This is a genomic window from Streptomyces griseorubiginosus (assembly GCF_036345115.1).
Lineage (GTDB): Bacteria > Actinomycetota > Actinomycetes > Streptomycetales > Streptomycetaceae > Streptomyces > Streptomyces griseorubiginosus_C.
In genome coordinates, this window is record NZ_CP107766.1 from 4,572,693 (window position 1) to 4,595,279 (window position 22,587).

Annotated in this window: 20 protein-coding genes; 6 read left to right on the top strand and 14 right to left on the bottom strand. The window is 71.8% G+C overall.

What is annotated here, in order from left to right:
* The first annotated feature begins 5 nt into the window (after positions 1-5).
* On the top strand, positions 6-1,373 hold the full coding sequence (locus tag OHN19_RS20585) for a hypothetical protein (RefSeq protein WP_330265601.1): 1,368 nt from the start codon (positions 6-8) through the stop codon (positions 1,371-1,373).
* A gap of 45 nt (positions 1,374-1,418) precedes the next feature.
* Here OHN19_RS20585 and OHN19_RS20590 read toward each other — a convergent pair whose 3' ends face one another.
* From OHN19_RS20590 to OHN19_RS20605, 4 genes are all read right to left on the bottom strand, one after another.
* Positions 1,419-1,949, bottom strand: a complete 531-nt coding sequence (locus tag OHN19_RS20590) for a TerD family protein (RefSeq protein ID WP_330265602.1) — start codon at positions 1,947-1,949, stop codon at positions 1,419-1,421.
* A gap of 120 nt (positions 1,950-2,069) precedes the next feature.
* The gene (locus OHN19_RS20595) at positions 2,070-2,885 is read right to left on the bottom strand and encodes an inositol monophosphatase family protein (RefSeq protein ID WP_330265603.1); all 816 of its coding nucleotides are present in this window, start codon (positions 2,883-2,885) and stop codon (positions 2,070-2,072) included.
* Between the two features lie 114 nt (positions 2,886-2,999).
* The gene (locus OHN19_RS20600) at positions 3,000-4,229 is read right to left on the bottom strand and encodes a sensor histidine kinase (RefSeq protein WP_330265604.1); all 1,230 of its coding nucleotides are present in this window, start codon (positions 4,227-4,229) and stop codon (positions 3,000-3,002) included.
* 92 nt (positions 4,230-4,321) lie between these two features.
* Positions 4,322-6,523, bottom strand: a complete 2,202-nt coding sequence (locus OHN19_RS20605) for an MMPL family transporter (RefSeq protein WP_330265605.1) — start codon at positions 6,521-6,523, stop codon at positions 4,322-4,324.
* 238 nt (positions 6,524-6,761) lie between these two features.
* Here OHN19_RS20605 and OHN19_RS20610 point away from each other — a divergent pair, with 238 nt between their 5' ends.
* Positions 6,762-8,381: an alpha/beta hydrolase gene (locus OHN19_RS20610; RefSeq protein ID WP_330265606.1), complete on the top strand. Its 1,620-nt coding sequence runs from the start codon at positions 6,762-6,764 to the stop codon at positions 8,379-8,381.
* A 101-nt stretch (positions 8,382-8,482) separates the two neighbouring features.
* Here the strand turns inward: OHN19_RS20610 and OHN19_RS20615 are convergent, their stop codons facing one another.
* The gene (locus tag OHN19_RS20615) at positions 8,483-8,977 is read right to left on the bottom strand and encodes a signal peptide protein (protein WP_330265607.1); all 495 of its coding nucleotides are present in this window, start codon (positions 8,975-8,977) and stop codon (positions 8,483-8,485) included.
* Between the two features lie 229 nt (positions 8,978-9,206).
* On the opposite strand from OHN19_RS20615, the gene OHN19_RS20620 reads away from it, so the two are divergent.
* Positions 9,207-12,068: a transglycosylase SLT domain-containing protein gene (locus OHN19_RS20620; RefSeq protein WP_330265608.1), complete on the top strand. Its 2,862-nt coding sequence runs from the start codon at positions 9,207-9,209 to the stop codon at positions 12,066-12,068.
* A 233-nt stretch (positions 12,069-12,301) separates the two neighbouring features.
* Here the strand turns inward: OHN19_RS20620 and OHN19_RS20625 are convergent, their stop codons facing one another.
* Positions 12,302-12,916 carry a phosphoribosylanthranilate isomerase gene (locus OHN19_RS20625; protein WP_330265609.1) on the bottom strand — a complete coding sequence of 205 codons (615 nt, stop codon included), beginning with the start codon at positions 12,914-12,916 and terminating at the stop codon, positions 12,302-12,304.
* Between the two features lie 127 nt (positions 12,917-13,043).
* On the opposite strand from OHN19_RS20625, the gene OHN19_RS20630 reads away from it, so the two are divergent.
* A complete protein-coding gene (locus OHN19_RS20630; protein ID WP_330265610.1) occupies positions 13,044-14,615 on the top strand; it encodes a carbohydrate-binding protein in 1,572 nt (523 codons plus the stop codon).
* Between the two features lie 46 nt (positions 14,616-14,661).
* On the opposite strand, the gene OHN19_RS20635 is transcribed toward OHN19_RS20630, so the two are convergent.
* Genes OHN19_RS20635 through OHN19_RS20645 form a run of 3 tightly spaced genes read right to left on the bottom strand, consistent with a single transcriptional unit; the run spans position 14,662 to position 16,636 of the window.
* A complete protein-coding gene (locus tag OHN19_RS20635; protein WP_330265611.1) occupies positions 14,662-14,982 on the bottom strand; it encodes an antibiotic biosynthesis monooxygenase in 321 nt (106 codons plus the stop codon).
* 35 nt (positions 14,983-15,017) lie between these two features.
* On the bottom strand, positions 15,018-16,004 hold the full coding sequence (locus OHN19_RS20640; protein WP_330265612.1) for a CU044_5270 family protein: 987 nt from the start codon (positions 16,002-16,004) through the stop codon (positions 15,018-15,020).
* Positions 16,001-16,636, bottom strand: coding sequence for an RNA polymerase sigma factor (locus OHN19_RS20645; protein ID WP_330265613.1), 636 nt, complete (start codon positions 16,634-16,636; stop codon positions 16,001-16,003). Before OHN19_RS20645 ends, OHN19_RS20640 begins: the two co-directional genes overlap by 4 nt.
* 85 nt (positions 16,637-16,721) lie before the next feature.
* Here OHN19_RS20645 and OHN19_RS20650 point away from each other — a divergent pair, with 85 nt between their 5' ends.
* On the top strand, positions 16,722-17,069 hold the full coding sequence (locus OHN19_RS20650; RefSeq protein WP_330265614.1) for a hypothetical protein: 348 nt from the start codon (positions 16,722-16,724) through the stop codon (positions 17,067-17,069).
* A 129-nt stretch (positions 17,070-17,198) separates the two neighbouring features.
* Here the strand turns inward: OHN19_RS20650 and OHN19_RS20655 are convergent, their stop codons facing one another.
* The 3 genes from OHN19_RS20655 to OHN19_RS20665 form a co-directional block, all read right to left on the bottom strand.
* Complete coding sequence (locus OHN19_RS20655; RefSeq protein WP_330265615.1) at positions 17,199-18,101, bottom strand: type II CAAX endopeptidase family protein; 903 nt, start codon at positions 18,099-18,101, stop codon at positions 17,199-17,201.
* A gap of 105 nt (positions 18,102-18,206) precedes the next feature.
* Positions 18,207-18,866: a response regulator transcription factor gene (locus OHN19_RS20660; RefSeq protein ID WP_123761948.1), complete on the bottom strand. Its 660-nt coding sequence runs from the start codon at positions 18,864-18,866 to the stop codon at positions 18,207-18,209.
* Between the two features lie 67 nt (positions 18,867-18,933).
* Positions 18,934-20,136, bottom strand: a complete 1,203-nt coding sequence (locus tag OHN19_RS20665; protein WP_330265616.1) for a sensor histidine kinase — start codon at positions 20,134-20,136, stop codon at positions 18,934-18,936.
* A gap of 201 nt (positions 20,137-20,337) precedes the next feature.
* Between OHN19_RS20665 and OHN19_RS20670 the strand changes: the two genes are divergently transcribed.
* Positions 20,338-20,496 (top strand): hypothetical protein, encoded by a 159-nt coding sequence (locus OHN19_RS20670; RefSeq protein WP_020134337.1) that lies wholly within the window; start codon positions 20,338-20,340, stop codon positions 20,494-20,496.
* A gap of 23 nt (positions 20,497-20,519) precedes the next feature.
* Here OHN19_RS20670 and OHN19_RS20675 read toward each other — a convergent pair whose 3' ends face one another.
* Positions 20,520-21,614 carry a sugar ABC transporter substrate-binding protein gene (locus OHN19_RS20675; RefSeq protein WP_330265617.1) on the bottom strand — a complete coding sequence of 365 codons (1,095 nt, stop codon included), beginning with the start codon at positions 21,612-21,614 and terminating at the stop codon, positions 20,520-20,522.
* A gap of 204 nt (positions 21,615-21,818) precedes the next feature.
* Positions 21,819-22,478 (bottom strand): DUF4328 domain-containing protein, encoded by a 660-nt coding sequence (locus tag OHN19_RS20680; protein WP_330265618.1) that lies wholly within the window; start codon positions 22,476-22,478, stop codon positions 21,819-21,821.
* Between the last annotated feature and the right edge of the window lie 109 nt (positions 22,479-22,587).

Below are 22,587 nucleotides of genomic sequence, written 5' to 3' on the forward strand. Positions count from 1 at the left end.
ATGTCATGAGTTCTGTTTCCGTCGGACGTGCGGTGCGGCGCGGGGTGTGTGCCGGAGCGGTGGGGGCCTTGGTCGTCGCCGGGCTCGGGAGCGGGGTCGCGTTCGCCGACGGTTCGGATCCCAGCGACGGGCTGGAGATCCAGGCGCCGTACGAGCAGGCGGTCGTCGTCGCCCCCGAGGGCGGGGGTCCGGCTCAGTACCGTTCCATGGCGCTCGGGTTGCAGCACTACAACTCCGACTTCGCCGTGACCGGCGGGCGGTTGACCGTCGACGTCTCCGGGCTCGCCGGGGTCGCCGAGGTGCAGTGGCCCGACAACTGCGTGCCCGACGACGCCGGTACCGTCGCCGTGTGCGACACCGGTGACGTGCCGGTCCGCTACACCCCGCAGGTCCAGCTGAAACTGCGCGCCGCGGCCGGTGCCGCCGTCGGCGCGCAGGGTGCCGTGGAGTACTCCGCGACCGCCACCGGCGGTCCCGACGGCACGCTGACCGTCCCGGAGTACTCCACGGAGACCTTCGTCACCGTCGGCTCCGGCCCCGACCTCGGGGTCAGCGCCCCGCAGGACGTCTCCGGCGTCGCGCCCGGCACCGACCTCACCGTGCCGTTCGCCGTCACCAACACCGGCAACGAGACCGCACACGGCTTCAGCGTGAAGCTGTGGGCGACGTACGGCCTCGACGTCGCCACCCGCTATCCCGAGTGCAGCTACAGCGATCCGGACGACCCGAGCGGCCAGTACCCGGACATGACCTACGTGACCTGCTCGTTCGACACCGACGTCGCGCCCGGCGCCACCGTGGGGCTGCCCGAGCCGCTGCGGCTCGCCGTCACCGGCCACGCCCTGTACGAGCGGTTCGACTACGAGGTCGAGCCCGCCGGGGACGTCACCGATCTCGACACCTCCGACAACGGCCGCGCCTGGCACATCGACGCCGACAACACCGCGGACTTCGCCGTGCACGGCACCGAGGTGAGCGGCGGGGCCGGGGACACCGTCGCCGCCGGGTTCCGCTTCGTCAACCGCGGTCCGGCCTGGGTCGCGAACGTGGCCTCCGGGGACCCGGTCCCGGCGATCGACTACTACCTCCCGCCGGGCACCACCGCCACGTCGGTGCCCGGCACCTGCCAGACCGCCGCGCCGGCCGCGCCCGCCGACGGCGAACCGGCGGTCCCCCACTACGTCTGCACCCTGCCGACCTGGACCAGCCCCGACCTGAAGGTCGCCTTCCCGTTCCGGCTGCGCGTCGACCAGGTCGTCCCCCACGCCACCGGCCATGTCACCGTCCGTCCCTACGACGGCAGTTCGTCCTTCGCCTTCGACCCTCGGGTCAGGAACAACTCGGCCACGGTCGTCGTCAACCCGTCCGTCTGATCAAGAGGGGCCGCCAGGAAGGGGGCGGCCCGGTGCCCGCCCCCTTCATCCCCGTACGCTGCCCATCTCCGCCATGAACCCGGCCGGGTTGCTGTCGAAGCCCCGGATCAGTTCCCTGAAGTGCCAGCCGCCCGCCTCGTCCCTGGTGAACTCCGCGATCGTGGCGGCGGTGGCGTCGGCGACGCCCGCGAAGTCGTCGGCCAGCAGTCTGCGGTAGCCCTCGACGACGAGCACCCCGCAGTGGGTCAGGTCGCCGAAGGTGCGGGGGCCGCCGTCCTGGTGGATGGCGACCCCTACGACAACCCGCCCGTAGGCGGAGACCATCCGTTCGAACTCCAGCTGGAGCACCTCGACATAGCCGAGGCCGAGGCCGTTCTCGCTGTGCCGGGTCATGTTGATGGTGCCGTCCGGGGCGCGGTTCTCGTGGTAGACGACGTACTCGGGACGGCCGTGAGGATCGTCCGCCCGGTAGGTCGCGGCGATGATGTCGAGGTGCCGGGCCGGCTCCCCGTAGGGACTGGGGTCCCACTTCAGCCGTACCTCGACCTTGCCCAGACCCGCACCGCCGGCATCCATCAAGCCGCTCCCCGTCAGAGTGCCCCCGGGACCCTCCCGCTTGCTGAAGTATGTGCTCCGATCAGCCCGTCGATACCTCACTGACGGTTATCTCCTGGTCAGATCTCCACCAGGACGCCGTCATACGGCGGCCGCCCCGGACCCGTACCAGAGCTCCGTCATCTCCTGCGCCGCGGCCGGGGCCACCAGGAGCAACGGCTGGTTGTGGGACGGGCGTTCGGGTACTGCCACCGCCCCCGCCTCCAGGGCGATCAGCAGGGGCGGGAGGGCGTCGATCGCGTGGAAGCCGCCGATCGCCGCCGCCGTCGCCCGGCCGGCCGCGACCTGGGCCAGGGAGAGCGCCGTGGAGCCCATGACCCGTACCGTGCAGTGCCGGTCGGCGAGTTGGGCGAGCAGGGTGTCCATGCCGGGCCAGTGGGCGTGGGCCGCCCACTCGGTGAGGAAGACATGGCCGGTGAGGGTGGTGTGGGCGGCCGCGTGGGTGCGGGTGCCGTTCAGAAACGCCCCCCTGCCCCTGACCGCGGTGAACGTCTCGCCCCGCCACGGGTCAGCGACCACGCCGAGCAGCGGGGTGCCGTCGGCCGCGGCCAGGCCCAGCGAGAAGGAGCACCAGCCGAGGCCGTGGGCGTAGTTGGTGGTGCCGTCGACCGGGTCGACCACCCAGTGCGGGGCGTCCGCGGCGCCCTCCGTGGTGCCGTACTCCTCGCCGACGATCCCGTGGTCGGGGAAGGCCCGCCCGAGCACCTCGCGGACGTGGGTCTCCACGGCCTCGTCGGTGGCGGTCACGATGTCCGCGGGACCGTCCTTCTCCCGCACCTCGGCACCGGGGTCACGGGGCCGCCGGATCGTCTCCGACGCCCAGGCCGCGAGTTCCGTCGCGACCTCCAGCGCCCGGTCGAGATCCACGTCCGCCCGGTCCAGATCCACGTCAGCCATGCCGGCCACACTAAGGGCACGGGGCCCGGCGGCCGGCGACCTCACGGTGAACCCCGGATGGCGCCTGCCCCACCCACGGGACCGCGCCCTGCCCCACCCACGGGACCCCGCCCCTCACTCCGTCTCCTCGCCGCTCACCGACGGCTGCAACGGCAGTGCTGTGCTCACCTCGAAGCCCCCCTCCGGGCGCGGCCCCGCCCGCAGTTCGCCGCCCACGGACTGGGCGCGCTCGCGCATCCCCATGACGCCGAACCCCTTGGCGGGCTCGGCGGCGGAGCCGGTGTGCGGCCCCTCGTCGGTGACCGTGATGAGCAGGCGGGTGCCGGCGTAGGCGAACCGGACGTGCGCGCTCTGCGTGGCCGCGTGCTTGGTGACGTTGGTGAGCGCCTCCTGCACGATCCGGAAGGCGGTCAGGTCGACGCCCGGGGACAGGGGCTGCGGCTCCCCCTCCGTGGTGACCGTGACGGTGATCCCCGCGGAGGCGCACGAGGAGACCAGTTCGGGCAGCCGGGCGAGTCCGGGGGCCGGTTCCAGCGGGGCGGAACCGTCGTCGTCGGTCTGCCGCAACAGGCCCAGTGTGGCCTTGAGTTCGCGCAGTGCGGAGGAGGTCGTGCCGGTGAGGTCGTGCAGGATCCGTTTGGTCTGCGGGGGGTTGCTCAGCGCGAGGTGTTCGGCGGTGCCGGCCTGGGCGTTGGCGAGGGCCAGGTGGTGGGCGACCACGTCGTGCAACTCCCGGGCGATCCGCATACGTTCCTCGGTGACCCGCAGGCGGGCCTCCTCCTCACGGGTGCGCTCGGCATGCTCGGCGCGAGCCTGGGTGGCCTCGAGATAGGCCCGCCGCAGCCGGGTCATGGTGCCGGCGGCGAGCGGGAGCATCAGCCAGAAGACCGGGCCGATGGTCCTGAGGATCAGTGACACGTGGTCCATGGAGTCGGCGACGGCCGCGGCGACCGTGAGCACGCCCATGGTCGAGAAGCCGTAGACGCGGATGGTCGGGCGCTCGGTGGCGGTGGCCAGCCAGTACAGCGCCGCCATGACGGGCCCCAGCAGCAGCGGGGTGAGGAGGTACCCCTGCGCGATGACGATCGTGGCGCAGACGGCGTTGACCGCGACCGTGATGCGCGGGTGGGTGCGGTGGAGGAGCAGGGCGAGGCAGGACACGCCCATGAGGGCCACGGCCAGCCTGTCGTCGTCCGGGGGCGCGGCACCGGGCAGCGTCAGCGAGGCGCCGAGCGTCGCGGAGCCCATCAGCGCCATGACCAGCGCCAGGTCGACGAGGAAGGGGTGGCGGTCCGAGAGGTCCTCCAGTCGGTCCGCGTAGCGCCGTTCCATGCTCGTGGTCATCGTGTTCTCCGGTGCGTGGGCTCGGGGCCCCATGGTGAGCGAAGCGGGCCGCCCGTGCCGTACGACACGGGCGGCCCTGGTGGGGGGTGGGGTCAGACGCTGGCCGCCTCCTGGTCGGCGGGGACGGGTTCGGGGGTGTCGGCGGTCCCGGTGAGCGCCTCGCCCTCGACGTCCACCCGGGGCAGGATCCGGTCCAGCCACTTCGGCAGCCACCAGGCCCGGTGGCCGAGCAGGGCGAGCACGGCCGGGACGATGGCCATCCGGACCACGAACGCGTCGAGCAGGACGGCGGACGCGAGCCCGAACCCGATCATCTTGATCATGGAGTCGCTCTCGCCGATGAACCCGGCGAACACCGCGATCATGATCAGCGCGGCGGCCACGACCACCCGGGCGCTGTGCCGGAATCCGGAGGTCACCGCCTGGGCGGGCGTCTCGCCGTGGACGTACGCCTCACGCATCCGGGAGACGAGGAAGACCTCGTAGTCCATGGCCAGGCCGAAGACGATGCCCACCAGGAAGATCGGCATCAGGCTCATGATCGGGCCGGTGGTCTCCACACCGAACAGCCCGGCGCCGTGTCCCTCCTGGAAGACCACGACGACCGCGCCGAGGGAGGCCAGGACGGAGAGCAGGAAGCCGAGGGCCGCCTTCAGCGGGACCAGCAGCGAGCGGAAGACCACGAGCAGCAGCACGATCGCGAGGCCCACCACCACGATCAGGTACGGCACGAGGGCGGCCTGCACCTTCTCGGAGATGTCGATGTTCAGCGCGGTGGTGCCGGTGACCTCGTAGGTCGCGCCGGTCTCGGACTCGATGCCGGGGCGCTCGTCGCGGATCGACGTCACCAGGTCCTTGGTCTTCTCGTCGGTCGGCGCGGTGGACGGCACCACCGAGAAGACGGCGGTGTCACCGGCCTCGTTGAAGCGCGCGGGGGTCACGGACACGACGCCCTTCGTGGCGCCGATGTCCTTCGCGATCGCCGCCGCGGCCCCCTTCGCGTCATCGTCGCCCTTCGCGTCCACGACGACGGTCAGCGGGCCGTTGAAGCCGGGGCCGAAGCCCTCGGCGAGCGCGTCGTAGGCGCGGCGCTCGGTGGTGGACGTGGACTTGGCCTCGTCGCCGGGCATGCCCAGCTGGAGGGAGGTCATCGGCAGGGCGAGGGCACCGAGGCCGACCACGCCGAGGATCAGCACGGGCAGCGGGCGGCGCAGCACGAACCTGGCCCAGCGGGTGCCGCCGTTGTCCGCGGCCTCCGCCACGCGGCCCTCCTTGCGGTCCTTGCGGCGCAGCACCGCGTTCGGCCAGAAGCCGAGGAACGCCGGGACCAGGGTGAGCGCGATCAGTACGGCGACGACGACCGCGCCCGCCGCGGCCAGGCCCATCTTGGTGAGCATCGGGATCCCGACGACGGCGAGCCCGGCGAGGGCGATGACGACGGTGAGGCCGGCGAAGACGACGGCGGAGCCGGCCGTGCCGACCGCGAGGGCGGTGGCCTCCTGGGGCGCGCGGCCCTTGGCACGTTCCTCGCGGTAGCGGGAGACGACGAACAGGGCGTAGTCGATGCCGACGGCCAGGCCCAGCATCATCGCCAGGGTGCCGGTGGTGGTGGACAGGCCCAGCGCGTGGGAGAGGGAGAGGATCGTGGCCATGCTGACGCCGACGCCGATGAGCGCGGTCAGCAGCGGCAGTCCGGCGGCGGCCAGGGAGCCGAAGGTGACGAGGAGGACGACCGCGGCGATCGCGACACCGATCACCTCGGCCATGCCGCCCGCACCCCCGCCGTCGTCCATGGCGGTGCCGCCCGCGTCGACGGTCAGCCCGGTGTCCCGGGCCGCGTCGAGGGCCTTGTCCAGCTGGGCTTTGCTGGCGTCGGTGAGGTCGTTGGACGCGACCTTGTAGGTGACGGTGGCGTACGCCGTCGTGCCGTCCTTGCTCACGGCCTTCGCCTGGAAGGGGTTGACCGCGGAGGCGACCTGGGAGCCGTCGGCCAACTCGGCGACGGTGGTCTCGACGGCCTTCTTGTGGGCGGCTGCGGTGACCTTCTCGCCGTTCGGCGCGACGAAGACGACCCGGGCGGTCGCGCCGTCGGCGGTGGCACCGGGGAAGCGCTGTTCCATGAGGTCGAACGCCTTCTGGGACTCGATGCCCGGCATCGAGAAGCCCTCGTCGGACGCGCCCGGCGCCTTCAGAGCGCCCAGTCCGACGGCGGCCAGGACGGCCGCCCAGACCAGGGCGACGTACCAGCGTCGCCGGAAGGCCAGGCGGCCCAGGCGGTAAAGGAAAGTAGCCACGGCGGGGGTCTCCACATCTGGTGCCGAACGGTCCCTCAAGGCTCGCCGGACGAGACCCGCCGTGTCGTCGTGCGCCTGCCGACATCCCCGCTACTGAGTACGCAGTAGGCCACGGCCGCGGGGTAGGCCCCGAGGACTACCGCCGCACAGCGGGAACCGGCAGGCGTGATTTTCTGTGTGTCCTCTGTGAGACAACCGAATCTCTGAGGCCTGACCAGCCCAAGGGGGAACAGACACAGTGAAGTTCAGACGACTCAGACTCACCGGAGCCGCGGTGAGCGCGCTCGCCGTGGCCTGGACCGGGGCCGCCACCTCGGCGTCGGCCGCACCGACCACCCCGACCACACCGCCCGCACCCACCGTGCCGACCCTCGCCTGGACCGACTGCCAGGGCGGGTTCGAGTGCGCGAACGCCCAAGTGCCCCTGGACTACCGGGAGCCGCAGGGCAGAACCCTCACCCTGGCCGTCATCCGCAAGAAGGCGGCCGACCCGACCAAGCGCAAGGGCACGCTGTTCCTCCAGCCGGGCGGACCGGGCAACTCCGGCGTGGACTTCGTGCGCAACAACTACGCCGACCTGCCGACCGCCCTGCGCGACGACTTCGACGTCTTCGGGTACGACGTGCGCGGAGTGGGCCGCAGCTCCCAGGTCGTGTGCTGGGACGACCCGACCTACACCCGGGCCGTGACCGCCGCCAAGGGCGTCCCCGGCCCCGACGCCTACGAACCGGCCCTCCGGCAGGCCGCCGACTTCGACCAGGCCTGCCAGGACAACGCGGGCGACCTGCTGCCGTACGTCGGCACCCAGTACGTCGCCCGGGACATCGACCTGCTGCGCCAGGCCCTCGGCGAGCAGCAACTGACGTACTACGGCCGCTCGTTCGGCTCCTACATCGGTACGGTCTACGCGGCGATGTTCCCGAAGCGGGTGCGGGCGCTCGCGCTCGACGGGGCGTACGACCCCGAGCACTACACGAACCGCCCCTACGCCTACGACCGTCCGCAGTACCTCGCCCTGGACGGGGCGATGGGCCGCTTCCTGGACTGGTGCGAGGCGAACCAGTCGACCTGCGGCTTCGGTGACGGCGACCCGCGCGGGGCGTTCGAGAAGCTGAAGGCCGACCTGGACGCCAACCCGGTACCGACCGCCAACGGGGGCCAGGCGAACGGCTACACCCTCGTCTACCGGCTGATGTTCAACATCAACGAGGGCAAGGTCATCTGGCCCTCGTTCGGGGAGGCCCTGCGCAAGGCGCAGCTGCGCGACAACACGTCGTTCCTGCTGCGGCCGCCGTCCCCGGCGAGCTTCGACTTCCTCAACCCGAACGTCGTCGTCGAGTGCGTCGACAAGAAGTACCCGAGCGACCCGGCCCTGCTGAAGCGCCAGGTCACCACCAACGCCAGGCTGGCCCCGCTGCTGGGCCCGGCGATGGCGTACGGCCCGCCGACCTACGACCACCAGCACGCCACGGCCTGCGTCCAGTGGAAGGGCGAGCACACCAGCCGCTACGCCGGCAACTTCCACGCCAAGGGCTCCGCGCCGATCCTCGTCATCGGCAACACCGGTGACCCGGACACCCCGTACCAGGACGCGGTGGCGCTCTCCCGTGAGCTCGACAACGGCCGCCTGCTCACGTTCAAGGCCGAGGGGCACACCGCGTTCAACCGCAGCGCCTGCGCGACGGACGCGATCACCAACTACCTCGTGGACCTGAAGGTCCCCGCCCGCGGCGCGAGTTGCGCGGACGAGACCCAGCCGCCGTCCACCGAGCCCACGGTGGCCCCGCCGGGCACGACCCTCAAGGAACTCCGCGACGGCGTGAACGAGCGGCTCGACCGGATCGGTGCACTGCGGTAACAGCTCGACCGGATCGGTGCGCTGCGACCACAGCTGCGACCACAGCGTGAGGGCCCAGGTCTCGGGGAGGCCTGGGCCCTCTCCTGTTCCGGCGGGCGGGTTCAGTACAGCGCGATCCTGGGCTGCACGGTGCCCTGCGCGTCCGCGTCGACCACCGTGATCCGGTAGACCTGCGTCAGCTTCTCGCCCGGGTGGAGCGTGCGCTGCGCGGTCGTCAGGTCGGTGAAGAGGGTGCCGGTCTGACTCGCGGTCGGCACGGGACGCCAGCAGCCGTGCGCGGTGCGCTGCTCGACCACGAGGTCCTCGGGCGTCAGGAAAGGTCCCGCGTCCGGCGACTCGACGAGGAGCTGCGGGGCGACGGTGCGGTCCGAAGGGGTGTCGTTGCGGTAGGTGACGGTGACGTCGTGCGGCGCTCCGTCGGCCACGAGGGGCGTGGCGGCCAGGTCCACGAAGTCGACGGGTACGGCGGGCTGCTGGTCCTGGACGGCCGCGGCGGCCCTGGCCGGGGTGGCCGCGGCGGCGGGGCCGGCGACGGCCAGACCGGCGAGGGCCACGGCCCCGGCCACGAGAGCCACTTTGAGACGAATGCTGTTCATGTCCCAAGGAGACGCCGGCGAAAGGAAAATCGTTGGTCGATTCCCGTGGATATTTCGTGGATACCGCTCGGTAGACCATCCACAGCGCCCATTCCGGCCAGATCGGACTGGTAGCTTCCGCGGCACCGGCCTGGGGGAACGCCGTTGCCGGTAACCGACCTTCACAAATGAATCCAGGCGGAATTCCTTGCGTACCACTCGTGAATATCCAGGAGGGCGGCACCGCTGGGTGCCGAAAAGCCGACGCGGGCGAATACTCGCGTCCTCCGGCCTGTCCGTGGTGGCCCTGGCCCTCGTCGCCCCTCTCGCGTCCGCGGCCCTGACCGACCCCTCGGCCCCGGCCCCGACCCCGACGGACCGCGTCACCGACACCTCGCAACTCCCGTCCGGCTGGCAGAAGTCCGGCGACCGGATCGTCACCTACGACGGTGACGGCACCGGACTGCACGTCCTGGTCGCCGACGCGGCCGACGCCTACCGGTGGCACACCGCGGCCACCCTGTCCGAGCCGGGCATCGACACCGACCAGTGGATCGGCCAGACCTGTGTGACCGGGTCCGGCGACCGTGCCGTCGTGGTCTACGCGCCCCGGCAGGCCGTCAACGACCAACAGGGCTTCCAGCAGGGCGCGTTCGCGGCCGTGGTCGACCTCGCCGACGGCAAGGTGACCAAGCTGCCCGAACTGGTCTCGCTCGCCTACTTCAACCCCGGCTGCGGCGACGGCGAACAGGCCGTCCTGACCCGGCCCCAGGGCGACGACACCGAACTGCTCACCGTGGACACCGCGCGGGCGAAGCTGGTGCGGCAGCAGACCGTGGCCGGTCAGCTGACCTCGGCCGTGCCCTTCGCGGGCGGCATCGCGGCGGCCGCCGGCGGCTCGGTCGTCACGGTGAACGCCAAGGGCGGCACCAGCACCCTCGCCAAGACCGGCGGTACGCCGTTCCGACTGGTGCCGGACGCGCACAGCGGGCTCGCCTACCAGGTGCCCGACGGCAAGCGGGTGCAGGTCCGCCGGGTCACCTCGGCGGGCGCCGACAAGCTCCTCGGCTCCGGCGCGCTGGGCTCCCTCGCGGTGCACGGCAACGGCGGCCGGGTCTTCGTGACCGGCAGCTCCGCCGAGAACGCCGTGAAGTCGCTCCCGAAGAGCTGGCGGACCCTGGACGTGCCGGCCTCCGCCGAGGTCTCCACCACCGGCACGCTCGCGCTGACCTCCGTCGGCAACGGCACCGAGGCGGCCGGCGGCAGGAAGGCGGCCGCGGACGTCGCCCAGTCCGTCGGCATCGACGCGGTGCTGCCCGGCAGCGGCAGCAGCGTCGGCTTCACGGTGAAGCCGAAGATGTCACAGCAGGGTGCCGAGCAGTCCCCGGCCCTCTCCGACGGGGTGCACACCGACAGCGTCGACCCGAAGAGCGCCGACGACGACCCGGCGACCTCCACCACCGACCCCGACCGCGCCTGCGCCGTCACCCGCAACGACCCGACGCTCCAGTCGCTCCAGCCCTCGACCGCGCAGGTCGAGTGGGCGACCGACCTCGCCGTGCAGGGCAAGCTCGACGTGCGCCGGCGCAGCGGCTGGAACGGCAGCGAGCTCCCGTCGTACACCCCGCAGGGCCTGTTCCCGTCCACCCCGCTCAAGGGCGGCGGCCGGGTGCCCGCGCAGGTCATGCTCGGGGTGCTCTCCCAGGAGTCCAACCTGCTCCAGGCCAGCTCCCGGGCGGCGGCCGGGGAGAGCAGCAACTTCATCCAGGGCGGCTACTACGGCAACGCCGGCAGCGTCCACACCGTCAACTGGGCGGCGGCGGACTGCGGTTACGGCATCGCGCAGGTGACCAGCGGCATGGCCGAGGCGGACACCAACTACACCGCCGAGCAGCAGCAGGCGATCACCGTGGACTACGCGGCCAACATCGCGGCGGGGCTCCAGATCCTCCAGGACAAGTGGAACCAGCTCCACGACAGGGGCCTGCTCGTCAACGGCGGCGACCCGCGGTACCTGGAGAACTGGTGGCTCGCGCTGTGGGCCTACAACAGCGGCCTCAACCTGCCCAGTTCGACCGACGCGAGCGCCCCGTGGGGCCTCGGCTGGTTCAACAACCCGGCCAACGGCCTCTACCCGGCCGACCGCAAGATGTTCCTGTCGTCCGGCTACGACGACGCCCGCAACCCCAACCTGTGGACGTACCCGGAGCGGGTGCTCGGCTGGGCGGCCTACTCCCAGCAGAAGACGGACCCGGCGACCGGGGCGACCGTCAGGGCCTTCACCGTCGGCGACTGGCCCTCCGGGGCGCCGGCCGCGGAGCCCGCGCACGACACGTTCTGCAAGCCCACGGTCAACGACTGCGACATCACCAAGCCGCGCAAGGTCGAGGGCTCCAGCCAGCCCGAGGGGCCGTGCCAGCGGGACGACTTCATGTGCTGGTGGCACGAGCCGGTGAGCTGGACGGACTGTACGGCGACCTGCGGCACGGAGGTGCTGAAGTACGCCGTGTCCGACCCCGAGCCGAAGGTCGCGGCCCCTCACCCGGCCGCCTGCTCCTCCACGCTCCCGGCGAACGCCCTGATCGTGGACGACGTGCCGAACACGGTGAAGTTCCGGGTCGGCTCGGCCAACCCCTGCGCGGGCGAGCGGAACTGGACCAACCGGGGCTCGCTGACCTTCACGTTCGGGTCGGCGCAGCAGAACGGGGCGACCGTGTATCCCTCGAAGATCGACTTCCATCAGCTGGGGGCGGGCTTCGGCGGGCACTTCTGGCTGACGCACACGCGGGTGCCGTCGTACACCGACTCGGTGGTCACGGGCACCTGGACGCCGGACCGCAAGGTGGTCGGGTCGGCGGAGGTCATGGTGCACCTGCCGGACCACGAGGCGAACACGCCGTCGGCGACGTACCGCATCGACCTGGGTGACGGGACGGTCGTGGAGAAGACGATCTCGCAGGACACCGGTGGGAAGAACGCCTGGGTGTCGCTGGGCTCGTACGAGTTCAAGGGGACGCCGAAGGTGTCACTGAGCTCGGCGACGGCGGACGGCACGGGGGATGCGTCGATCGCTTGGGACGCGTTGGCTTTCGTACCCGTTAAGGGGAAGTAGTGCCACGCCGGGTCGTCTGCCGTCTGCCGCGCCGTCGTGGCTTGTCGCGCAGTTCCCCGCGCCCCTGACAGCCCTACCTGAGCGCCCGTCGCCAGTCCACCCGACTGACGGCGGGCGTTCCCGTGCACGCACTCCTGGGCGCGTAGAAGCCGACGACAGCGGCACTCCCCAGGGGCGCGGGGAACTGCGCGACCAGCCCCCACTCAGCCGCACCCATCCCCCGGGAGGGGGACTCACCCCGAAGCCACCCCCGCCCGCGCCGCCTCCACGAACGCCGTGATCAGGGTCGGGTCCTTGACGCCGCGGCTCGCCTCCACCCCGCTGGAGACGTCGACGCCCCAGGGGCGGGTGACGTCCACGGCCTCGCGGACGTTCTCCGGGGTCAGGCCGCCGGCCAGGAGCCACTTCTCGCCCGCGCCCGCGACCTGCTTCCTCGACCAGTCCCACGCGATGCCGGAGCCCGGCACCGGGGCGTCCAGGAGGAGCATGTCCTCGCCGAACTCCCCGCAGCGCGGCACCGAGTCGCCGAAGGCGGCCGCGCGGATCAGGGTCCAGCCGCCCGGCGCCAGGGCGGCGTAGTAGTCGCGGTCCTCGGGGCCGTGCAGCTGGACGGCCCCGATGCCCGACTCGGCGGCCACGGAGCGTACGTACTCCAAGGGCTCACGGCGGAACACCCCCACCGTCAGGACGCTCTCGGGGATCCTGGCGACCAGCCGCGCGGCCGTCGCGGGGTCGATGCGGCGGGGGCTGTCGGAGAACACGAACCCGATGGCGTCGGCGCCGGCCTCGACGGCCGTGTCGACGTCCTGCTCGGTCCTCAGGCCGCAGATCTTCACGAAGAGCGTCATGCCGCCCACCGTATCCAATTCGTATGCGTGAACAACGATCACATACGTAACCGTTGACGCGACCATGGCAAGCGCTTACCGTCCGAAGAATACGTGCCCCCGTCACCACACACCATGGAGACGAACGATGCGCCTGAGACCCCTCATCACCTCCGTCGGCCTCCTCGCCGGCACGCTCGTCGCACTGTCCGGCACCACCGCGCAAGCCGCCACCACCCGCTACGAAGCCGAGAGCTCCCCCGCCATCTGCACCGGAGCCGTCGAGACCGAGTACGCCGGCTACTCCGGCAGCGGCTTCTGCAACGGCACCAACGCCACCGGCGCCTACGCCCAGTTCACCGTGTCCGCACCCGCAACGGGCACGGCGACCCTGAGCGTCCGCTTCGCCAACGGCACCACCACCGCCCGCGCCGCGGACATCATCGTGAACGGCTCGACGGTCTCCTCGGCGTCCTTCGAGTCCACCGGCACCTGGACCGGCTGGACCACGAAGACGCTCACCGTCCCGGTGACCGCGGGCAGCAACACGGTCCGGCTCAACCCGACGACCGCGAACGGCCTGCCCAACGTCGACTACCTGGACGCCGAGACCTCCGGCACCACGACCCCGCCGCCGTCCGGCAGCACCCTGTACGTGTCACCGAGCGGCACCGACGGCGCGGCCGGCACCGTGACCGCGCCCACCACACTCACCTCCGCGATCAGCCGCATCACCGCCGGCGGAACCATCTACATGCGGGGAGGGACGTACACCTACTCCTCCACGGTGACCATCCCGGCCGGCCAGAACGGCACCTCCGGCGCCCGCACCACGCTCTCCTCCTACCCGGGCGAGACTCCGGTGCTCAACTTCTCGGCGCAGAGCGAGAGTTCCACCAACCGCGGCCTCCAGCTCAACGCCGACTACTGGAAGATCTACGGCCTGGTCGTGGAGCGGGCCGGGGACAACGGCATCTACATCGGCGGCAGCAACAACGTCGTCGAGCGCACGGTCACCCGCTTCAACCGGGACACCGGGCTCCAGCTCGGCCGGATCGCCTCCTCCACGCCCGCGAGCCAGTGGCCGTCGAACAACCTGATCCTGAGCGCCGAGTCGCACGACAACGCCGACTCCGACGGTGAGGACGCGGACGGCTTCGCCGCGAAGCTCACCACCGGCACCGGCAATGTCTTCCGGTACGCCGTCTCGCACAACAACATCGACGACGGCTGGGACCTCTACACCAAGACCGACACCGGCGCGATCGGCCCGGTGACCATCGAGTACTCGCTGTCCTACGGCAACGGTACGCTCAGCGACGGCTCCCAGGCCGGCAACGGCGACCGCAACGGCTACAAGCTCGGCGGCGACGACATCGCGGTCAACCACGTCGTCCAGCACTCGATCGCCTACCGCAACGGCCACCACGGGTTCACGTACAACAGCAACCCCGGCTCGATGACCATCACGAGCAACGTCTCCGTCGCCAACACCGAGCGCAACTTCAACTTCGAGAAGGGCACCTCGGTCTTCCGCTCCAACACCTCGTGCGACAGCGGCGGGAACGACCGGTACGTCGGGAACGCCGACAGCTCCAACCAGTTCTGGGCCGGCACCAACGGCTCCCGCTGCTCCACCTATGCGGGCGCGCTCGGCTGGTCCTTCGCCTCGAACGGCAGCCTGGTCGTCACCTTCGGCGGCAAGCAGGTCACGCTGTAGGACAACGGGATCCCGGGCTACAGGTCCGGGATCCCACCCACTACGGCTACTGCTTGGGCGCGGCCTGCTGGACCACTTCGAAGCTCCACAGCGTCGACCCGGAGGCGGCGGGCCTGGGGCGCTCCCCCTCGCCGCCGCCCCCGTGCGAGGCCTGCGACATCCCGGTCATCCACTTCTGGAACGACTCCTCGTCCCGCCACCGCGTGTAGACGAGGTAGGTGTCGGTGCCCTCGACGGGCCGCAGCAGCTCGAACCACTCGAAGCCGTCCGAGTTCTCGACGGTCCCCGCGCGGGCGGCGAACCGCTTCTCCAGCGTCTCGCGCTGCTCCTCGGGGACCGTGAGTACGTTGATCTTGACGATGCTCATGCCGCAATTGTGCTGCAAGCGGCATCAGGGGGACGTCAGCGGGCGGCGGCCCGTGCGGGCACCTCGCCCTTCCTGTCGACCACCGCGGTCTCCAGCACGGCACTGGTGCCGGCCAGCGTCTCGGTCGTGATCCCGCGCTCCGGGTCGGTGATGTAGAAGCGGGAGCCGAGCAGGGCCAGCGTCCTCTTGTCGAAGATCCACTCGTCGCGGGTCGCGAAGCCGGTGTCGTCGAGCGTGATGGCGATGCCGTGCCGGCCGGTCGCGTCGACGGCGTCCGGGATGACCCGCACCCCGGGGAGCTTCGCGGCCGCCCGGTAGAACGCGGCGGCGTTGGCGGGCGGCATGACCGTGCCGCTGATCAGATCGCCGATCAGCGAGAACACCGCCTGGTCCGTCGACTCGCCCTCGACGGGCCTGGCCTCCTCGCGGAGCCGGGCGAGCAGGGCGTCGGGGTCGGTGGGCAGGGAGGCGAGCCAGCGGTAGGTGGGGCGGCCGGCGCCCGGCGGCACCGGCTCGGTGGCGTCGACGGGGATGAGCTGCCCCGGCATGACCGCGTCCTTGCCGCTGGACCTGAGCCACCCGGTGATCCGCAGCCGTCCGGAGTCCTGGGCGGTCCAGCGTTCCTCGGTGTGCAGCGCGCCGAGCTTGACCGGCCCGGTGAAGGTCCCCGTGTTCGAGCGCTCCAGCGACCGCACGTACACGAACTGGTCGTCCCGCACCCGGATCGTGTCGCTGGCCATCGCGGCCGTGGCGATGCGGTTGAGGGTGGCGGAGGCGCCGGGGGTCCCGGCGGCGGGGGTGTGCCCACCGGTCGTGACCGTGGTGAACAGGACTCCGGCCAGGGCCGCCGAGACCAGCGGGACCAGCACGGCAGGCCGCGCGAACCGGCGTCGTACGGAAGGCTGTTCGGCGCGCTGGGTGTCGTGATCGATCTGCTGCATCAGTACGTCCTTGAAGTGACGGTGACGCTCCGGCGGGAGGTCCCACTCCGCCGTGGCCAGACGGTCCTCGGCCTCGCTCATCGGGTCTCCTCCTTCAGGAACAGGGCCGCGAGCGCGGCCTCACTCTCCATCCCTCCGCGGGCGGTGCGGGGTTCCGCCTCCGCCTCCGCGCTGAGCCGGGCGAGCCGGGCACGGGCCCGTGACAGCCGGGACCGCACGGTGCCGACGGGCACGCCCAGGGCCTCGGCGGCCTGCCGGTAGTCGAGGCCGGCCGACACGCACAGCGCGAACACCTCACGGTCCTGCCGCTTGAGCCGCCCCAACGCCGCGTGCACCAGGGCGAGTCGGCGGGCGTCGTCGATCCGGCCCGCGGTCTCCTCCGCGAAGTCCTCGACGGGCCGCGGCTCCGGACTGCGGGCCAGGAAGGCGAGCCGCCGCCGCAGTCCCCGGTTCGCGTTGTACGCCTTGTGCGTGGCGATCCCGAGCAGCCAGGGCTTGAGCGAGCCCCCTTCCGGGTCCACCGTCTCCCGGGTCCGCCAGGCGGCGAGAAACGTCTCCGACATGGCCTCCTCGGCCTCCGCCCAGTTCCCGGTCAGCCGCAGGGCATGGTTGTGGACGGCCCGCGCGTACAGGTCGTACAACTCCCCGAAGGCCGCCCGGTCGCCGTCCCGGATCCGCGCGCGTGACGGTTCCACCGCCGCTGTTTCGCTCACACCCGTAACGCTCCGCTCCCCTGGGCCGGGTTCCTGTGCAGTGGATCACATGACGTGTCCCGTGGAGCACCTACGCTGCGGTGTCATGGAACAACGCGAGGTCATGCAGAACGTCGTCGGCATCCTCACCGAGGCGCTGGAGATGCGGCGGCAGGTCCGTGAACACCCCGGCCGGCAGGCTTCGTTGACCGGCGCCGTCTCCGCGCTGCTCGTGGAGACCCTGCCGGAGATCCATCTTCCCGCCGACGCGAGCGGCCACGCGGCCGCGGACGCCGTGGTGGAGGAGCTCGGGCCCGCCATCGCGAGCATCGCCAACTGCTTCGCCTTCGCCTTCGTCCAGCTGGCCGAGGTGCACGACGAGGGCCGCACCGACATCTCCGCCGCGGACGTCCTGCGGCGCATCTCGCTCCAGTTCGCGAGCCAGGCCGACTGAGACTTCTCCGGCGGAACGACATCCGGGCCGCCGCGAGCGACGAATACGGCCCCGGGGATGCACCGGAACGGGCTCCCGGAGCGACGAGGGAGGCGCCGGGAGCCCGTTCGTGCGGTCTGTGGGTGCGGGTCACCGCCTGGGCAGTCCCAGCCGGCCCCGTGTCGCTGCCAGCAGGACAAGGGCCGCGCCCGTCGCCGCGAGCAGCAGGGCCCGCGCGGCGTCGTGCTCGGACAGCGAGGGGAACATGTCCGTCCAGGCGATCGAGAGGTAGTTGTTGACGCCGGTGTGCAGCAGCATGACCAGCGGCATGCTCTCGCCGGACCGGTTGAACACCCACGTCATGACGAAGCTGAAGGCGATCGTCATCGCGACGAACTGCGCCGGCACCGTCCAGGACACATGCGGTCCGCCGCCCCACTCGGTCAGGAACAGCGGCAGGTGCCAGCAGCCCCACAGCACGCCGACGACGAGGGTCGCGGTCAGGGGGCCGTAGCGGCGCTGCATCCGCGGCATGGCGAACTCCCGCCAGCCCGGCTCCTCCGCGAGACCCGTGGTGATCATCTGGACGAGCAGTCCGGGCAGATAGGCGGCGAGGATCATCGCGGACGGCAGCGCGGGGCCGCGGCCCGCCAGCACGGTGGAGGCGAGGGTCAGGGCGGCCGGTACCGAGAGCAGCACCACCAGGTACCAGCGCCAACTCACCTTGAACCGCAGCATCCGGCCCCGCCAGGTCCGCAGGCCCGCGCGTCCTTCCGTGACCGCGGTGACCAGGAGCGCCGAGGCGATCGGGCCGAGGTAGGCGCCGGGCAGGACGCCGGTGAGCTGGCTGCCGGCACGGCCGCCGGGGAAGGTGAACTGCCAGACGTCGAGGCCGTTGCGGGACAGGACGTACGGTGTCCAGGCGGCCCAGCTCAGGGCGAAGGCCAGGGTGAAGAACCAGGTCAGGGGGTTGCGGCGGATGCTTCCGCGCAGCCCTGCGGGCTCGTGCGGGACCGGTCGGGTCTCGGTGCTGACGGGGGCGTGGACGCTCACCGCGGATCCCTTCCAAGGGGGCTGATGTGATGCCTCCAGCACACCAGCGCGGCGCCCCCGGATCATTGCCGCGCACGCCCCGACTCCCGGTACAGCAGGCTGTACTCAGCGGGTCCGGCGCGCGTCCTCCAGGTACCGCAGCACCGCCGCCACCCGCCGGTCCACCTGGTCGGTGGGCGCCAGGTCGAGCTTCGCGAAGATGCTGCGGATGTGCTTGTGCACGGCCCCGTCGGTCACGAACAGCCGTTCCGCGATGGCGCTGTTGCCCAGTCCCTCGGCCATCAGGGCGAGTACGTCCCTCTCGCGCGGGCTGAGCCGTTCCAGCCGGGCGTCCTGGTGGGAGCGGGTGAACAGCTGGGCGACGACCTCGGGGTCGATGGCGGTGCCGCCGGACGCGACCCGGTGCAGCGCGTCGAGGAACTCCTCGACCCGGCCGACCCGTTCCTTGAGCAGATAGCCCAGTCCGCCGACGCCACCGGTCAGCAGCTCGGTGGCGAAGCTCTGCTCGACGTAGGCGGACAGCACCAGGACGGCGAGGTCGGGCCTGCGCCGCCGGGCCTCGACGGCCGCGCGGACCCCTTCGTCGGTGTGCGTGGGCGGCATCCGTACGTCGAGGATGGCCACGTCCGGCTTGTGGGTGTCGACGGCGTCGAGCGCGCCGTCGGCGGTGCCGGCCGTGGCGACCACGTCCAGTCCCTCGGCGCGCAGCAGCAGGGCGAGGCCCTCGCGCAGCAGGGCGTCGTCCTCGGCGATCACGATCCGCATGACGGGTCCACCTCCAGAGTCCCGGGGGCGCCCCGCGAGGCGCCCTCGCCTACGGCCCCACGGCCGCTCACACACCGCACGGCAGCTCCACCTCCATCACCGTCGGACCGCCGGCCGGGCTGGTCAGCCGGAGGCTGCCGTCGTGGGCGGCCACCCGGCGCCGGATGCCGGTGAGGCCGGAGCCGCCGTGCTCGTCGGCGCCGCCCCGGCCGTCGTCCGTGACGCGCAGCAGCAGCCGCGGGCCCGGGGCGCGGACCGTGACGGTGGCCCGGGACGCGCCGCTGTGCTTGGCGATGTTGGTCAGCGCCTCGGCGACGGCGAAGTACGCGGTCGCCTCGACGGAGGCCGCGCACCGCCGCGCCACCTCCACGTCGACCGTGCACGGCACCGCGCTCTCGGCGGCGAGCCCGGTGAGCGCCCCCGCGAGTCCCCGGTCCGCGAGCACCGGCGGCAGGATGGAGCGGGAGACGGTCCGCAGTTCGGCCAGTGCCTGTTCGGCGGCGGACTGGGCGCGCTCCAGGAGTTCGTCGGCGCCCGCCGGATCGCGGGCGACCATCCGGCGGGCCGCCCCGAGCAGCACGGTCACCGTGACGATCCGGTTCTGGGTGCCGTCGTGCAACGACCGCTCGATGCGCCGCAGTTCGGTGGCGTGGGCGTCGAGCGCGGCCGCCCGGGTGGCGGTCAGCTCGGCGACCCGCAGGGACAGGTCGGCGTCGGGACCGGCCGACAGGAGCCGGCGTCCCGGGCCGGCCTGGAGGCGGGCCAGGGCGGGGGTGAGTCCCAGGATGATGGCGATCCAGCCGACGCCGAGCAGGCCCACGGCGAGGGCGTCCGGCCAGGAGTGCGCGACGCCGATCCCGATGGACGTGGCGGTCGCGTCGGTGGGGGCGAGCCGCCAGTACAGCGGGAAGGCGGTGTCCCGTACGGCGAGCAGCGGCAGCAGGAAGCCGAGCATGCCCAACGGCAGCCCGAGCGCCAGGTGCCGCAGCAGCCAGCGCAGTTCGCGCCGGGTGGTGGGGTCGGTGAGAGCGGCCCGCAGCCGCGCGGGCGGCCGGGGCGGGGCGACGACCTCGGGGCCCCAGCGGGCCAGCCGGGCGCGTTCCATGTCCGCCAGGGCGTGCAGCACCCGCACCCCGCCGGGCAGCGCCAGCCACAGCAGCGCGAACGGCGCGAGGGCGGCCGTACCGAGTCCGGAGACCAGTTGGCCGAGCGCGGCGGCCGCGGTCGTCGCGGTGCCCACGACCAGGCCCTTGAGATCGGCGGTGGTCATCGGAACCCCCTCTGGCCGGAGGACAACGACCTTAGGCGGAAGGGGGGTTCACCGCACCGCCGGGAGCCGGAAAGTACAGCCTGCTGTACCCCGGACCGGGCGGCGGGCGGGATCGGCCGGATGGGGTGCCGGCTCGTAGCGTCGTGGGCACCGACCACCCGGTCGTCGGCACCGACGACCACCGAGTCCCTGGAGTACCCCGTGAACCTCGTCCTGTGGCCCCTGCTCGTCCTCAGCGTGCTCGGCAACGCGATCGCGTCCTTCACCCCCGCCGACACCGCGGTGCACCTGGCCTTCGGCACGGTCACCGCGCTGACGGCGACCGCGCTCGTCGTACGGCGGGTGCGCACCGGTCCCTGAGGCTTTCGGGTTCCGGCGGGCGACTACTTGAGCCCGATCTCCGCGCAGTCCGCCGCGTACTGGGCGGTGCAGATCTGCTGGACGGTGTAGACGCCGTCCTTGACTACCGTCTGCTCGATGTTGTCCTTGGTCAGGGCGACCACCGGGACCAGCAGCGAGGGGATGTCGTCCTGGGTGGGGCTGTTCACCTTGTCGCGGATCAGCGCGTCGAACTGCAGGTCGCGGCCCTGGATCTTGTACACCGCGATCTGCGCCGCGTTGGTCGCCTCCAGCAGGAACGACTTGTACACGGTCATGTACTGCTCGCCCGACACCACCCGCTGCACGGCGGCGAGGGTCGCGTCCTGCCCGGTCACCGGCGGGATCCTGGTCGCCCCCGCCTCCTTGAGCTCGTCGATGACCGCGCCCGCCATGTCGTCGTTGGCCGAGTACACGGCGGCGATGTTGTTCAGGCCGACGGAGGCGATCGCCGCCTTCATGTTGGCCTTGGCGACCGAGGGCAGCCACTCGCGGGTGTCGTACTGCTTGGCGATGACGACCTTGCCGTCGAGCTCGCTGTGCGCGCCCTTCTCGAACAGGGCGGTGTTGGGGTCGGCGGGTGAGCCGTTCATCATCACGATCTTGCTGGTCTCGGCCTTGTCGCCGAGCGCCTCGACGATGGACCGGCCCTGCACCTCGCCGACGAGTTCGTTGTCGTGCGAGACGTAGGCGTCGATCGGGCCCTGGGCGAGCCGGTCGTAGGCGATGACGGGGATGCCCGCGTCCTTCGCCTTCTGGACGGACGGTTCGATCGCCGCGGCGTCGACCGCGTCCACCAGGATCACGTCCACCTTGTCGTCGACCATCTTCTGGAACTGCTCGCCCTGCCGCTTCGCGCTCGCCCCGGCGTTGGCGTAACTGACCTTGCCCTTGCCGTGGGTGAGGGTCGCCACCTCCTTCTTGATGAGGGGGTAGTCGAACCGGTCGAAACGGCTGGTGTCCCGGTCGGGCAGCAGCAGTCCCAGGGTGATGTCGTCGCCCTTCTTCGGGCTCACCGCGGTGTCACTGCTGCCGACTCCGCAGGAAGTGAGCAGAAGGGCCGACACGCAGACGGCCATGACGGAGGGGACGGTACGCATGGCGATCCTGGGGGTGGGGGGCTGTCACGTAGCCGCAACAGTAAGTGCCCCCTACCCGGATCAAACGGCCTGCCGCTTTCCTTCAAGGGATCACCACTCGGCGTCCGCAATTAGGGCCTGTCCGGCGGATCATGCCGGCGTCGCGGGGTCACCTGTGCCGAGCAGACCCGTTCCTTGCAGCCGGCCTGATCCGCCGGACAGGCCCTACTCGCCCATGTGCACAAGTTGCCGGTCGGTGAGGGCGGTGAGGGTGCGGACCATGAGGATTCCGGCGACGGCCGCGCCCACCATGGCGAGGTCGCCGACCAGCAGAGCGGTCACGCCGTGGTAGGCGCGGGCGATGATCTCGTCGGTGCTGTCGTCGTACGTCAGCCCGAGACCGCTGACCAGGCCGACCAGCCACAGCGCCCACCACACGTTCACGACGGCGGGCAGCTTGTGGCCCGGGGCGCTCCGGTGATGGATGTCGGCGACTATGCCGCGCGGGAACCACAGGTTGACGATCGGCACGACCCAGGAGGCGTAGACCCAGATCCCGGCGTAGCGCGGCGGCTCGCCGGACAGGGCGCGCGCGTTGTCCCGCATCCGCCACAGCCAGCCGATGAACACGGCCGCGCACAGCACCACGAGGACATCGCCGGCCGCGCTGACCAGGTGGTACGAGTTCTCCAGCGCGTTCAGCGGCCGGTGCCGGCCCTCGCCCTGGTCCGGCGGACCGGAGGCGGGCTCCCCCGCCACGGCGAGCCGGACGTGCCACACGGCCCGCAGCGCCCAGGCGGCACCGGCGAGCCCGAGCCCGGCGACGGCGAGCCGGGCGGAGCCGCTCGCGGGGCGCAGGGCGGGCCGGACGGCGTTCTCACTCATGTGGTCCCCCAGGGAGAAGATCGGTTCGCCCCCTCATCGTCGCGAACCCCGTGAACGGTTCACGCGGATGTTCTCGGCGGGGCCGGTGCGGAAGCCGAGAAGAATTCCG